This is a genomic window from Nocardia sp. CA-145437 (genome assembly GCF_050956485.1).
Taxonomy (GTDB): domain Bacteria; phylum Actinomycetota; class Actinomycetes; order Mycobacteriales; family Mycobacteriaceae; genus Nocardia.
On sequence record NZ_CP191204.1, the window covers coordinates 4,799,540 to 4,812,322 of the forward strand.

Below are 12,783 nucleotides of genomic sequence, written 5' to 3' on the forward strand. Positions count from 1 at the left end.
GTTTCCCTCTAGTCTAGTCCACATGCTGACCGGTGCCCTGCTTCTCCTTCGCTGCCGCGACGGGGTCTGATCGACCGGCACCCCGTCAGCGGGCTCGCGGTGCTGCGCCGGTCACCTCCTCCGACGCGAAAGCGATTGCCCCGTGCGCACTCCCCCGATCTGGAATCGTCAGCAGCCCTCCGCCATGCCGTCGCATCGGTATCGCGATGTGTACCAGCGTGTTTCGGTTCCGTTGACCGAACGCCACTGGCCGTCCAACCGGATCACCGAAGCCCCGCTGTGGGTGCCGGTGGATCTGCGCGACGGCAATCAGGCCCTGGCCGAGCCGATGGATCCCGTCCGCAAGCGCCGGTTCTTCGAACTGCTGGTGGCCATGGGCTACAAGGAGATCGAGGTCGGGTATCCCAGCGCCTCGCAGACCGACTTCGATTTCGTGCGGCTGATCGGCAGCGAGCGGCTGGCTCCCGACGACGTCACCATCGTCGTCTTCACCCCCGCGCGCCGCGATCTGATCGAGCGGACCGTCGAATCGGTGCGCGGCATCCCCAATGACGTGGTGATCCACCTGTACACCGCCACCGCGCCGACCTGGCGGAACGTGGTGCTGGGCAAGACCCGTGACGAACTGGCCGAGCTGATCACCGCCGGTGGGCGCGACGTCCTGGAACTGGCCGGGGATATGTCGAATGTCCGGTTCCAGTTCTCCCCCGAGGTATTCATGCTGACCGAGCCGGACTTCGCGCTCGACGTCTGCGACCGCATGACCGCGCTGTGGGACGCCACGCCCGAGCGGCCGGTCACATTGAACCTGCCCGCGACCGTCGAGGTCGCGACGCCGAACGTGTACGCCGACCAGATCGAGTACATGCACCGGAATCTGGCGCGGCGCGAGGCGGTGATCCTGTCGGTGCATCCGCACAACGATCGCGGTACCGGCATCGCGTGCGCGGAGTTGGCGGTACTGGCCGGGGCGCAGCGGGTGGAGGGGTGCGTGTTCGGCAACGGCGAGCGCACCGGCAATGTGGATCTGGCGACGCTGGCGTTGAATCTGCACGCGCAGGGCGTGAATCCGATGATCGACTTCTCCGATATCGACGAGGTGCGCCGGACCGTCGAGTACTGCACCGGGCTGCCGGTCCACGACCGGCATCCGTACGCCGGGGATCTGGTGTACACCGCCTATTCGGGCACCCATCAGGACGCGATCCGGAAGGGCTTCGCCGAACATCGGGAGCGGGCGGCGCGACTGGGTGCGCCGGAGCGTGAAATCGCCTGGGAGGTACCGTATCTGCCGATCGATCCGGCGGATGTGGGCCGTTCCTACGATGCGGTGATCCGGGTGAATTCGCAGTCCGGCAAGGGCGGGATCGCGTATCTGCTGGAGTCGGAGTACGGGCTGGAGTTGCCGCGCCGCCTGCAGATCGATTTCGCGCGCCACGTCCAGCGCCACACCGATCGGACCGGGACGGAGGTGTCGGCGCGGACGCTGTGGGAGCTGTTCGAGGCCGCCTACACGGGCGCGATCGTCGCGAGGACGCCCGTTGTCCCCGCCGACGCGACGGTCGAGGAGGCGGTGGAACTGCTGGGCCGCCACGGCTATTCGGTCGAGGTGCTGTCCATGACCCATCAGACCGTGGACCGGGCGGGGACGGCGCCGGCCGCCGCCTACCTGGAGTACCGGACCGCCGACGGCCCGGCCTGGGCGTTCGGTTCCGGTGAGACGGCGGCGCGCGCGACGATCGCGGCCCTCGTGGCCGCGGCCGGGTCGCGCAGCGCGGTGCTCATCTAGACGGCGCGGTCCTCATCCGGCCTGGGCGCCCAGTAATCGCTCCAGTTCGGTGACCCGGGCCTCCAGATCCGCGATGCGCCGGCGCAGATCGGATTCGGGGGCCTGGGCGGGACCGGCGAGGGGCCCGTCGGCGACGCGGGACACGCGGGAGCGGATGTCGGCGGGTTCGGCGCCGAGGCTGATCAGGATCTGCGGGGCGATGCCGTCGCCCTCCTCGATCAGGGCGAGCAGGATGTGCTCGGGCCCGATGTAGTTGTGCCGCAGCCGCATCGCCTCGCGCAGTGATCCTTCGAGGACCTTCTTGGAGCGCGGGGTGAAGGGCACGTGCCCGCTGAGCGGTTTCTGCTCGTGTTCGCCGACCGCCTGCCGGATGCGTTCGCGCACGCTGGAGACGTCGAGGCCGAGGTCGCCGAGCACGCGGGCGGCGATCGGGTCGTCGCCGGCGATGACGCCGAGCAGCAGGTGCTCGGTGCCGATCCAGTCGTGCCCGAGTGCCCGGGCTTCCTCCTGGGCGAGCACGATGGCGCGGCGGGACGCATCGGTGAACCGTTCGAACATGGGGCTTCCACCTAGGGGTGAGCTGTCGATCAATCCACCGTAGTCCTCCGGGCCGCCCACCGATACGGGCTCGGCCCGGAAGCGCGGTCTAGGCGGATCGGTCCAGTTTGGGGGCGCGCGGACTGCGCCGGTAGGCCGACACCGCCGGGGAGTCCGGCAGCCACAGACGCCACGGGCGGTCGGCGGCCAGGCTGACCCCGACCCGGGGTCCCACCGAGACGGCGGCGGAATCGGTGACTTCGGGTCCGAGTTCCAGCCGGATCGGCGCGTCCGGATCGAACAGGTGAGTTCCGTAGTCGTCCAGCCCGATTCCCAGCGCGCTGCCGACATTGCCGGGCCCGCGGGCCAGATCGGCGTCGGTCTTGGCGGCGGGGCGACGACCGCGTGCGACGTCGTGCCCGTCGATGATCTCGCCCGCCCGGATGAGCACCGCGCTGGCGGTGCCGTCGGGCCCGCTGACCACATTGACGCAGGTGTGCATGCCGTAACTGAAATAGACGTACAGCACCCCGGGCGGCCCGAACATGACCGCGTTGCGCGGAGTCCGGCCCCGCCCCGAATGCGCCGCCGGATCGTGCCAGGGCCCGGCGGGATCCCCGCCGTAGGCCTCGACCTCCACGATGCGCAGGGCCACCGGACCGGATCGCAGGACCCCGCCGAGCAGTCGCCGCGCCGCACGCAGCGGTTCGACGGCAAGCTCTTCGGCACTCACGGCGGATCATTCTTCCGCACGGTCGTCCCGGGCGCGGTGCCGGGACGACCGAGCGAGTGGCCCGGGTCAGTGCCGCGTGGCTACAGCCATTCGGCGACGCCGTGGTGACCCGAGCAGGTGCCGCGGCGGTGCTGGCTGAAGCTGTAGGTGCCGTCCTTGCAGCGTGCGGTGGCCCCGTCGGGTGCGGTGGCCGACTGTTCCGGACGGTGCACGCAGGCGCCGTCGGAGTTCTCGTATTCGCTTGCGGTGCAGGCGGCGTGGAGGACCGGCGCGGCGACCGCCGGTCCGGCGAGCGCGGCGCCCGTGCTGAGGAAGGCCGCGGCGGCCCAGGGCAGAATGTGGCGCGTCACGCGGCGCGTTGTCCAACCGTTCACTACGAGATCCCTTGCACATGAGCGTTTTCGACACGGGGGCGGTTGCCCCCGACGAGCGCCGAATAGTACGGGACCCGCACGGCGGTGCGGCCGGGTTCTTTATTCGCCTACCGATCCGGCGGCCGATTCGCCGGTGCCGACCGGCCGCTGGATTCCGGCCAGTTTGTCGGGGTTGACCTGGAAGCGGATGTTCTCGATGCGGCCGTCACGGATATCGAAGGTCAGCGCGCCCACCCGGTAGTCGCCGATCACGCCGACCACACCGAGTTCGCCATTGATGTAGGCGGATTCGAGGTGGATGCCGGCGCTGACCGGTTTCGCCATCGCGCCGAGCAGCCAGCGGGCCACGTGGTCGGGGCCGTACAGGGGACGGCGGGCGGCGGTGACCTTGCCGCCGCCGTCGTTCCAGAGGGTGACGTCGGGGGCGAGCAGTTCCATGAGGGCGTTGACGTCGCCGCCGTGCGCGGCGGCGAGGAACTTGTCGGTGATGTCGGTGCGGGTGGCGAGGTCGGTGTCGAAACGCGGCCGGCGCGAATGGACGTGGGAGCGGGCGCGGTGGGAGATCTGCCGGACGGTGGCCTCGGGGCGGTCCAGGAAGCCCGCGATCTCGGCGTGCGAGTAGCCGAATACCTCGCGCAGCACGAAGACCGCGCGTTCGACGGGGCTGAGGGTTTCGAGGACGACGAGCATGGCGGTGGAGACCGTGTCGGCCATGTCGGTCTCCTCGGCGGCGTCGGCGGTGTTCGTGAGCAGGGGTTCGGGCAGCCACGGGCCGACGTAGGTCTCGCGGGTGGCGCGGGCGGAGGTGAGGCGGTTGAGGGCCAGGTTGGTGACGGTACGGACCAGGTAGGCCTTGGGATGGGTGACCGAATCCCGGTCCACCTCATGCCATTTGATCCACGCGTCCTGCAGGACGTCCTCGGCGTCGGTCACGGTGCCGAGCATCTGGTACGCGGTGCCGAACAGCAGCCGGCGGTGGGCGACGAAGGGGTCGATCGGATCGTCCTGCATGGACACATACCTACCTCATGCCAGGCCGCGGGTCGCACGGCCACCATTGCTGAGCTGCGCGCTGACGGTCATGTGCTTGCTCAGCTTGTAGCTGGGCACCGGGCTGGCGCTGACCATCTCCTTGTAGGCGACGGCGGCGCGGCCCTTCAGGTACCAGCGGCGCGGGGTGTCGTCGGCGTTGGTGAACTGGATGACGGCGTCGTGGCGGCCCAGGCTGACCGGCTGGTGCAGGTAGCCGAAACGGAAGGGCTTCACGGTCTTTCCGCGCAGGCGTCGGGCGACGGCGTCGGCGGTGTACGCGCCGGTGGGGATGCCGCTCTGGCAGGTGCCGTGCAGGACGCCGAAGGGCATGCGGATCGCGGCGGCGTCGCCGATGGGCAGGATGTCGGGGTGCGAGACCGAGCGCAGGGTGGTGTCGGTGAGGATCAGGCCGCGGTCGTCGACGGCGATTCCGGCCTGCTCGGCCAGCGGCGACACGCGCACGCCCGCGGTCCACAGCGTCAGGTGCGAGGCGAGGAGTTCGCCGGTGGTCAGGCGGACGGCGTCGGGCAGCACCTTGGCGACCTGGACGCCGGTGTGGCGGACGATGCCGAGACGGTCGAGGGCGCGGTTCAGGTGGGCGCGGGCCTTGTCGCCCATCATGTTTCCGGGCTCGGCGGCGCTGACCAGGGTGACGGTCAGGCCGGGGTGGGCCTCGGCGATCTCGGTGGCGGCCTCGATGCCGGTCAGGCCGCCGCCGACCACGGTGACGGTGCCGGCGGTCGCGGCGATCTCGGTGAGGCGCTGCGAGAAGCGGCGGGCGCGGCGCGGGTCGTTGAGGGTCCAGGCGTGGTGGTCGGCGCCGGGGACGGTCGCGGTGTCGGTGCTGCTGCCCAGCGCGTAGATCAGGGTGTCGTAGCGCAGTTCTTCGCCGTCGTCGAGGGTGACGACGCGGGCGGCGGGGTCGAGGGCGACGGCGGCGGCGCGGTGGAAGGCCACGCCCGATCCGGCCAGCACGTCGGGGATGCGGTGGTCGGCCAGTTCCTGTCCGGCGGCGATCTGGTGCATGCGCAGGCGCTCGGTGAAGCGGTCGGAGGGGTTCACCAGGGTGATGCGGACCTCGAGCTTGCGGGTGCGGCGGGCGAGGCGGGCGGCGGCCATCATGCCGGTGTAGCCCGCGCCGAGGATGACGATCTCGTGGGTTGTGGTGGTGGCGTTCATGATCGGCTCCGTGGGGTCGTTCCTGCTGGGTCGGCTATGGGACAGGACAGCCCCCGAGAACGTGACAGTCAGGCGATGTGATGTGGGTCACCACGGAACATTCGGGTCAGGCGACCGGTTGGGACAGGGGATGGCCGGGCCCCCGGCCTGCGACAACAGCGTCGGAGTGAGGTGCGATGGCCGTACAGGTCGAGATCTGGACCGATATCAACTGCCCGTTCTGCTACCTGGGCAAGCGGCGATTCGAGGAGGCGCTCGACGCCTTCCCGCACAAGGACGCCGTGACGGTGGTGCACCGGTCCTTCGAGCTGGACCCGACGCTGCCCAAGGATCACAGCGACGCGGTGGTCCCGCACATCGCGGAAAAGTACGGGATCAGCGAAGCGCAGGCCGCCGCCAACGAGCGCGGTCTCGGGGCGCAGGCCGAGGCGGCCGGGCTGACCTACGTCACCTCCGGCCGCGATTTCGGCAACAGCTTCGATATGCACCGGCTGCTGCACTTCGCGCTGGAGCAGGGCCGTCAGGAGCAGATGCTGGACGCCTTGTACGCGGCCAACTTCGCCGAGGAGCGGGCGCTGTTCGGTGACACCGAGCGGCTGGTCGAGGTGGCGGCCTCGGCCGGATTCGACGAGGCGGCGGTGCGGGCGGTGCTCGCCGATCCCGAGGCCTACGCGGACGCGGTGCGCGCCGACGAGGCCGAGGCGGCACGGCTCGGGGCCCGCGGGGTGCCGTTCTTCGTGCTGGATCGCAAGTACGGGGTGTCGGGCGCGCAGCCGCCGGAGGTGTTCGCGCAGGCGCTGGAGCAGGCCTGGAGCGATCAGGCGCCCGAGCTGGCCATGGTCGCGGACGGCGACGCCTGCGGGCCCGACGGTTGCGCTGTGCCGCAGCGGGATTGAGCAGGCCACCGCGGCGGTGAGCGTCAGCGCCCGCTGCCGCGGTGCATCCGGAAGCCGACCGCGTCCACCGTCGGAATGTAGGCGCTGCGCTCGCCGGAGCGGAGGCGCAGGACGTCGTCGGCGATGACGAAGCCGTAGGCGACGACCATCAGCAGCACCAGCTGACCCCACGCCACCCAGACGATGCCCAGCGGCGTGGTGGCCAGCACCGCGACCGCCCCGACCAACCGCAGCCAGGCCCGAGGAATGCGCAGCGCCAGCCGGAACAGGGCCTGGCCGACGAAGAAGACCGCGACGCCGCCCGAAAGGGCCAGGGCCGCTGCGATGCTCGCGGGTTCGTTGCCGTGCGCGATGGTCATCGAGATGCCCGCGGCGGTCAGGATGATGCCGAGGATCAGCACGAACAGCGAATAGCCGTAGGCGTAGACGGCCGGGCGGATGCGGGCGGGGCCGGGCAGCGCGCGCAGGGCGTGCTCGCCGCGTTCGTCGTCGAAGCCGAAGTAGGCCCACCACAGCACATAGCCGAGGGTGAGGCCGAGGCCAGCGGTCGCGACGAGGCCGACGGTGAGGTCCATGCCGGTCAGGTTCGCGCCGATGGCGATGACGGATTCGCCGAGCGCGATGATCACGACCAGGCCGTGGCGTTCGCAGAAGTGGCTGGGGCGCACCGCGAATCCCTCGACGCGGATCAGATACGGCGACACCACCTGGATCACGACGGCGGCCGACCAGAGCACGGTCCGCAGGCCGCCGTGGGTGATGCCGCCCGCCAGCACCAGCAGCGCGCACAGGCCGTTGAGCGGCGCCAGCCGCCACATCGCCGAACTGGCTCCCGCACCGCCCGAGGTCGCGAACATGAAGCTGTGCACCGTGTTCACCAACAGGTATCCGAGCCCGAACGCCAGCCCGGAGCCGCCGAACGCGCTCGGGACGGCGATGGCGATGACGAAGAACCCGAACATGCCCAGCAGCAGGAAGGTGCGCCGGGAAGAGCTGTTCGGCGCGACCTCGTTGGTGAGGAACACGTACCCGCTGTACATCCACCAGATCAGGGCGAACATCAGTGCCACGTGCCCGAGTTCGGCCCAGCCCGGGTGATGGGTGAAGGCGTGGGTGAGCTGGGTGATGGTGAAGACGAACACGAGGTCGAAGAACAGTTCCAGGGTCGAGGCCCGGACCTGTCCCCCTTCGGCCTCGAGCTCGCGCGCCGAACCGGACATTTCGCTGGTCACGTGCAGATCGTAGAGCCGCCCCGCCGCCCCCGCCGCATTTGCCGCGCCACACCCGACCGCCGCGGGCCCGATTGCGACAGACCAGGCCACCCGCGCGGTGGAGCTTGTCGCGCGCAGATCGATCCGAACGTGAACTCGCCGCGGTCCGCTCACCGACGCGGGGCGGGCTGCACGGGTGACGAAACCATGACGTGCGGGGTGACATGGCCTCGACCAGGTGGTTTTGCCGGGTCGGCCACCTAGGGTGGAGTCGGGGTGGCAGGTCGATCGGGAGTTGTGAGGCGATGCGGATTCTGGTGGCGGACGACGATCCCGTGGTGCGGGAGGTGGTGCGGCGGTATCTGGAGCGCGATGGGCTCGAGGTGGTGGAGACCGCGGGCGGGGCGGCGACCGCGACGGCGTTGGCGCGCGACGATGTCGATCTGGCGGTGCTGGATGTGATGATGCCGGGGCCGGACGGGATCGAGTTGACGCGCGCGGTGCGGGCGGGGGCGCGGCCGGAGCTGCCGATCATTCTGTTGACGGCGCTCGGGGAGGAGGACGACCGGGTGATCGGATTGCAGGCGGGGGCCGATGATTACGTGACCAAGCCGTTCAGTCCCCGGGAGCTGGCGTTGCGGGTGGCGTCGGTGCTGCGGCGGACGCATCCGCAGCCGGTGGCCGAGGAGGTGTTGCGCGGCGACGGGGTGGAGCTGGATCGGGCGGCGCGGACGGTGACGGCGGGCGGGTCGCCGGTCGAGCTGACCGCCCGCGAATTCGATCTGCTGGCTTTCCTGCTCGCGCATCAGCGGCGGGTGTTCAGCCGCCAGGAGCTGCTGGCCGAGGTGTGGGGCTGGAGTTTCGGGGATCTGTCGACGGTCACCGTGCACGTCAAGCGGTTGCGGGCCAAGCTGGGTTCCGCGCATCGAATCGAGACGGTGTGGGGTCGCGGATACGCTTGGGGCCGAGCCGATCTCGGTGCGGAGGCGAGCGATGCCGACTGACACGCCCGGCCTGATCGGGTACGCGCTGGCGGGCACGCTGCCGGTGGTGGTGATCGGCGCGCTGCTGCTGCGCTACACCCGCGGTCGCGCCATGACCACGAGTATGGCCGTGCTGGTGCTGATTCCGACGCTGGCCACCCTGTGCGGCGTCGTCGCGGTGAGCGGTCTGATGTTCGGCGCCGAATTCGAGCGCACCGCCGTGGTGCTGGCGGTGGTCACCGCGGTGACGGTGCCCGCGGCGATCCTGCTGGGCCGCGAGCAGGCCCGCGCCACGGTGTGGGAGCGCGAGATGCTCGAGCAGGAGCGCGCCGCCGAACGGTCGCGGCGCGAGCTGGTGGCGTGGGTCAGCCACGATCTGCGGACGCCGCTGGCGGGGATCCGCGCCATGGGTGAGGCGCTCGAGGACGGGGTGGTGACGCGGCCGGAGGAGGTGCGCCGGTACGCGGATCAGATCGTGCGCGAGACGAATCGGCTCTCGGCCATGGTGGACGACCTGTTCGAGATGTCGAAGATCAACGCGGGGGCGCTGCGACTGCATCTGGAGCCGGTGGACCTGCGCGAGGTGATCGACGAGGTGCTGGCGACCAACCAGCCGACCGCCGCGCGCGCCGGAATCACCTTGTCTGCCACCCAGCCCGCCGACAAGCTGCTGGTGGCGGGCAGTGAGCGGGCGCTGGGCCGGGTGCTGACAAATCTGGTGGCCAATGCCATCGCGCACACCCCGCCCGGCGGGCGCATCGACATGTCGGCCGGCGCGACGGACGGGCAGGCGTGGGCGCGGGTCGACGACACCGGGCCGGGCATTTCCGAGACCGATCTGCCGCGCATCTTCGAGGTCGCCTATCGCGGCAGTTCGGCCCGCTCCCCCGGCGCGGCCGAATTGGGCAGCAGCAGCGGGATGGGGCTGGCCATCGCGGCCGGGCTGGTGGCCGCGCACCACGGCGACATCACGGCGCGGAACCGTCCGGAGGGGTCGCGATTCGAGATCCGGCTGCCGCTGCTGGACTCCGCCGGGCGGCGGTGAGCAGGCAGGCGGCGGCCACCGCCCAGACCACGGTCAGCGAGATCAGCAGGCCGACGGTGTAATTCCGGTCCAGGATGGTGTCGTTGCCGGGAACCGCGCCCTCGCGGCCGAGGACCGGGATCGCGAGCAGGATCAGGGCGAGGCTGACGAACGCGCCGACGGTGAAGACGGGCCACCAGCGGGCGGGGAGCACGGAGTGGCCGAGCGTGCCCGCGAGGGCGGCGACCGGGCCGAAGATCAGGTTCTCGGCCAGGATCGCGCCGACGAACCACAGCGCGATCGAGCGCAGGTCGGTGGTGCTCATCGCCAGCAGCAGGTCCACCCCGTAGGCGGCACAGCCGATTCCGAGCGCGCCGAGCAGGATTCGAATGGTCGTCACGCGATTTCCTCGATGGTCTTCAGCCATTTGGTCTGCAGTACGCCGGGCCGGTTCGGGGCGATGAGCCGGCAGGGGTAGCCGTGGTCCAAGGTCAGATCTTCGCCGTTGAGACGCAGTGCGATCAGGGTGGCGGCATCCACGACGTGGGTGTGCGGCAGCACGGAGGAACCGTAGATGCCGGTGGTCTCCAGCGACACGAAACGCACATCGCCGCCGCCATAGTCACCGGCCCGGGCCAGCAGGTCTCGCAGGCGTACGCCGGACCAGCGGCCCTGGGCGCTCCAGCCCTCGACGCAGGCGATCGGTAGCGCGCTGTCGTACTGCGGCAGGGCTTCGAGCTCGGTGCGGGAGAAGACGCTTTCCCGGCCACCGACTTTGACGGTCAGTGCGTACTGCGGCGAGCGAGCCATCTCGGTGACGGCTGCCGCCGCTGCCGTCCTGTTGATCGGAATTCCCTGCGGTCCTTCGCCACTGCGCGGGGCCAGCAGTGACGTCCAGCGCAGGAACGGAACCGATTGCCCGACCACCGCGATGCCGGTCACCACCGCGCCCAGCCCGGCCGCCGCCAAGACGGTTCGCCGCGAAATACCGTGGGGCACTTCTTCATCAGTGGGCTCGTCGACAGGTCTCGACAGCGCCTGACGCACGACGGGAAGCTTGACCGCCAGGTGCACGGCGACGGCCCCGAAGGCCACGTAGGCCATGGCGTGATGCGTGGTGGTGAAGAAGAACTTCCACGGGTAGTTCTGCGCGGTATTGAACAGGCCCGTCACGATCTGGAACAGCACCGCGCCGATGAGCACCGCCACCGACAACCGCTCCAGCGCCTCCGGGAGTCCGCGCCGCAGCGACGGTTTGATGAAGAACCGCGGATACACCGACCAGAGTTTCACCAGCAGCAGCGGGATCATCATGACCCCGACCGTGACGTGCGTGCCCTGGGTGAGCCGATACAGCCACACCGGGTGGGCGGGCCACCAGAACCAGTCGGGCGGATGCTGGATCAGGTGGCTGATCAGCCCCGTCACGAACAGGATCGTGATTCCCGCCCCGAGTGCCAGGCCGGTGCGCGCGGCCACGGCCGTCGAGCGGCCCGGACTCCACCGGCGGGAGAGCCTTTCCGGCAGCAGTAGTTCGGGCGGCCCGATCGGGTCGGGACCGGCGTCCGCGGTTTCGGTGGGCTGGCTCGGCAACACCGCGGGCTCCTTTCGAGAACTGAATATCAGAGTGGGACAGGCATTTTCGTGGTCACCAGCTCGGTGACGGCGCGGGCGAAGCGGCCCCGGGACACCGCCGCCACCGAGACGGCGTCGGCATAGGTGTCGACGTCGGTGAGCGTGGGCAGCGCGTGCACCCGTAATCCGCTGTGCCGCAGGGCAGTCGCGGTGAGCTCGCCGGTCCGGTCGGTCGACATGGGGATGTCGGCGAGCAGATGCGCGGCGCGCGGCCCGGACAGGCCCAGCGCCCACCAGCCGCCGTCGGTGGCCGGTCCGAGGACGGTGTCGCCGGTGGCGACCAGGCGGGCGGCCGAGCGGGCGAGCAGGACCGGGTCGGCCTGCGGGGTGTCCATGCCGATCTGCAGCACCGGGACGCCGAACTCGGCGGCGTCGACGTGGGCGTGGGCGAGGCGCTCGCCGAAGCTGTCGCCGCGCTGCGGGATCACGGTTACTTCGCGCAGCGCCGCGTTCAGTTCGACCGAGCGCTCGGCCCGGTCCAGGTCACCGGTCCAGGCGACGACAGGGTGGCGGATGCCGCTCTCGCGCACCGCGTCCAGGGTGTCGAGCAGGGCGCAGGCCGCCAGGTAGGCGGCGTCGACCGGCGAGAACTGCGGGGTGAGGCGGGTTTTGGCGAAGCCCGGGATGGGCGATTTGGCCATGATGAGCAGGGTGGCGGGAACGGTGTCGTCGAGCGGGGCGTGGTCTATGTCGGTGGTCATCGCACACTCCAGAAGTCACGGGCGGCCCGCAGGGTGCCGCGCCAGGAACCGGAGACCTTGGACTCGCCGTGAGTCCGCGGCCGATAGGTGATGTCGCGCTCCAGCACCAGCCAGCCCGCACGGGCCGCGCCGGTGAGCAACGCCAGCGGATATCCGGACCGGGCGTGCAGGTGGCCGAGCGCCTGCAATCGGTCGCGGCGGGTGACGCGCATGGCGGCGATATCGTGCACCGGTAGGCCGTACCGGCGGCGCAGCCGGAAAGCGAAGGCCCAGTTGCCGATTCGCGCGTGCACCGGCAGCGCGCCGGGGACGGCGCGGCGGCGGCCCACCACCATGTCGACGTCGGGGCGGAATTCGGCCACCAGCCGGGGTAGTTCGCCCGGGTCGAGGGAGCCGTCGCCGTCGAGGACGGCGACCAGTTCGGTGCGGGCGGCATCGACGCCGGCCTGGACGGCGCTGCCGTATCCGGGCATCGATTCGGTCACCACGGTCGCGCCCGCCGCGCGGGCCACCGCCGCGGTGCCGTCGGTGGAGCCGTTGTCCACCACGATCACCCGGTACCCGATGGGAATCGCCGACAGTACGCCGGGCAGGGCTTCCGCCTCGTCCCGGCAGGGGATCACCACCGTGACCCCGGGCTCGGAGTCCAACTCGGTCATGGCCTCGACGGTAAGCCCAAACGGGGCATT

14 protein-coding genes are annotated in these 12,783 nt (G+C 70.6%); 4 read left to right on the forward strand and 10 right to left on the reverse strand.

Annotated elements, in window-relative coordinates; genetic code table 11:
- Window positions 1–184 precede the first annotated feature (184 nt).
- The gene (locus ACQPYY_RS22360) at window positions 185–1,789 is read left to right on the forward strand and encodes a 2-isopropylmalate synthase (RefSeq protein WP_433594703.1); all 1,605 of its coding nucleotides are present in this window, start codon (window positions 185–187) and stop codon (window positions 1,787–1,789) included.
- Between the two features lie 12 nt (window positions 1,790–1,801).
- Here ACQPYY_RS22360 and ACQPYY_RS22365 read toward each other — a convergent pair whose 3' ends face one another.
- The 5 genes from ACQPYY_RS22365 to ACQPYY_RS22385 form a co-directional block, all read right to left on the reverse strand.
- Window positions 1,802–2,347 (reverse strand): Clp protease N-terminal domain-containing protein, encoded by a 546-nt coding sequence (locus tag ACQPYY_RS22365; RefSeq protein ID WP_379106686.1) that lies wholly within the window; start codon window positions 2,345–2,347, stop codon window positions 1,802–1,804.
- A gap of 88 nt (window positions 2,348–2,435) precedes the next feature.
- Entirely contained in the window at window positions 2,436–3,059 is a 624-nt protein-coding gene (locus ACQPYY_RS22370; RefSeq protein WP_379106688.1) for a DNA-3-methyladenine glycosylase, read from the reverse strand.
- A gap of 80 nt (window positions 3,060–3,139) precedes the next feature.
- Window positions 3,140–3,409, reverse strand: coding sequence for a DUF3761 domain-containing protein (locus ACQPYY_RS22375; protein WP_433590870.1), 270 nt, complete (start codon window positions 3,407–3,409; stop codon window positions 3,140–3,142).
- 123 nt (window positions 3,410–3,532) lie between these two features.
- Window positions 3,533–4,444 carry an RNA polymerase sigma-70 factor gene (locus tag ACQPYY_RS22380; RefSeq protein ID WP_379106692.1) on the reverse strand — a complete coding sequence of 304 codons (912 nt, stop codon included), beginning with the start codon at window positions 4,442–4,444 and terminating at the stop codon, window positions 3,533–3,535.
- A gap of 15 nt (window positions 4,445–4,459) precedes the next feature.
- Window positions 4,460–5,644 carry an NAD(P)/FAD-dependent oxidoreductase gene (locus ACQPYY_RS22385; protein WP_433590871.1) on the reverse strand — a complete coding sequence of 395 codons (1,185 nt, stop codon included), beginning with the start codon at window positions 5,642–5,644 and terminating at the stop codon, window positions 4,460–4,462.
- A gap of 176 nt (window positions 5,645–5,820) precedes the next feature.
- Between ACQPYY_RS22385 and ACQPYY_RS22390 the strand changes: the two genes are divergently transcribed.
- The gene (locus ACQPYY_RS22390) at window positions 5,821–6,540 is read left to right on the forward strand and encodes a DsbA family oxidoreductase (protein WP_433590872.1); all 720 of its coding nucleotides are present in this window, start codon (window positions 5,821–5,823) and stop codon (window positions 6,538–6,540) included.
- Between the two features lie 23 nt (window positions 6,541–6,563).
- Here ACQPYY_RS22390 and ACQPYY_RS22395 read toward each other — a convergent pair whose 3' ends face one another.
- A complete protein-coding gene (locus tag ACQPYY_RS22395) occupies window positions 6,564–7,772 on the reverse strand; it encodes a low temperature requirement protein A (RefSeq protein ID WP_433590873.1) in 1,209 nt (402 codons plus the stop codon).
- A 284-nt stretch (window positions 7,773–8,056) separates the two neighbouring features.
- On the opposite strand from ACQPYY_RS22395, the gene ACQPYY_RS22400 reads away from it, so the two are divergent.
- Both ACQPYY_RS22400 and ACQPYY_RS22405 read left to right on the forward strand, forming a co-directional pair.
- Window positions 8,057–8,755 (forward strand): response regulator transcription factor, encoded by a 699-nt coding sequence (locus tag ACQPYY_RS22400; RefSeq protein ID WP_433590874.1) that lies wholly within the window; start codon window positions 8,057–8,059, stop codon window positions 8,753–8,755.
- Window positions 8,745–9,779 carry a sensor histidine kinase gene (locus ACQPYY_RS22405; RefSeq protein ID WP_433590875.1) on the forward strand — a complete coding sequence of 345 codons (1,035 nt, stop codon included), beginning with the start codon at window positions 8,745–8,747 and terminating at the stop codon, window positions 9,777–9,779. Before ACQPYY_RS22400 ends, ACQPYY_RS22405 begins: the two co-directional genes overlap by 11 nt.
- Here ACQPYY_RS22405 and ACQPYY_RS22410 read toward each other — a convergent pair.
- From ACQPYY_RS22410 to ACQPYY_RS22425, 4 genes are read right to left on the reverse strand one after another with little or no spacing between them, the layout of a single operon-like run.
- The gene (locus ACQPYY_RS22410) at window positions 9,703–10,158 is read right to left on the reverse strand and encodes a hypothetical protein (protein ID WP_433590876.1); all 456 of its coding nucleotides are present in this window, start codon (window positions 10,156–10,158) and stop codon (window positions 9,703–9,705) included. The two genes, ACQPYY_RS22405 and ACQPYY_RS22410, sit on opposite strands and share 77 nt — an antisense overlap.
- Window positions 10,155–11,354, reverse strand: coding sequence for a molybdopterin-dependent oxidoreductase (locus ACQPYY_RS22415; protein WP_433590877.1), 1,200 nt, complete (start codon window positions 11,352–11,354; stop codon window positions 10,155–10,157). The genes ACQPYY_RS22410 and ACQPYY_RS22415 overlap by 4 nt, the downstream gene beginning before the upstream one ends.
- A gap of 26 nt (window positions 11,355–11,380) precedes the next feature.
- Window positions 11,381–12,094 carry a TIGR04282 family arsenosugar biosynthesis glycosyltransferase gene (locus ACQPYY_RS22420; RefSeq protein ID WP_433590878.1) on the reverse strand — a complete coding sequence of 238 codons (714 nt, stop codon included), beginning with the start codon at window positions 12,092–12,094 and terminating at the stop codon, window positions 11,381–11,383.
- Window positions 12,091–12,753, reverse strand: a complete 663-nt coding sequence (locus ACQPYY_RS22425) for a glycosyltransferase family 2 protein (RefSeq protein WP_433590879.1) — start codon at window positions 12,751–12,753, stop codon at window positions 12,091–12,093. The genes ACQPYY_RS22420 and ACQPYY_RS22425 overlap by 4 nt, the downstream gene beginning before the upstream one ends.
- Between the last annotated feature and the right edge of the window lie 30 nt (window positions 12,754–12,783).

Coding starts and splice junctions, on each gene's coding strand:
- ACQPYY_RS22425 (WP_433590879.1), bottom strand. CDS start 12,753: ATGACCGAGTTGGACTCCGAGCCCGGGGTCACGGTGGTGATCCCCTGC.
- ACQPYY_RS22420 (WP_433590878.1), bottom strand. CDS start 12,094: ATGACCACCGACATAGACCACGCCCCGCTCGACGACACCGTTCCCGCC.
- ACQPYY_RS22405 (WP_433590875.1), top strand. CDS start 8,745: ATGCCGACTGACACGCCCGGCCTGATCGGGTACGCGCTGGCGGGCACG.
- ACQPYY_RS22360 (WP_433594703.1), top strand. CDS start 185: ATGCCGTCGCATCGGTATCGCGATGTGTACCAGCGTGTTTCGGTTCCG.
- ACQPYY_RS22365 (WP_379106686.1), bottom strand. CDS start 2,347: ATGTTCGAACGGTTCACCGATGCGTCCCGCCGCGCCATCGTGCTCGCC.
- ACQPYY_RS22400 (WP_433590874.1), top strand. CDS start 8,057: ATGCGGATTCTGGTGGCGGACGACGATCCCGTGGTGCGGGAGGTGGTG.
- ACQPYY_RS22380 (WP_379106692.1), bottom strand. CDS start 4,444: ATGCAGGACGATCCGATCGACCCCTTCGTCGCCCACCGCCGGCTGCTG.
- ACQPYY_RS22385 (WP_433590871.1), bottom strand. CDS start 5,644: ATGAACGCCACCACCACAACCCACGAGATCGTCATCCTCGGCGCGGGC.
- ACQPYY_RS22390 (WP_433590872.1), top strand. CDS start 5,821: ATGGCCGTACAGGTCGAGATCTGGACCGATATCAACTGCCCGTTCTGC.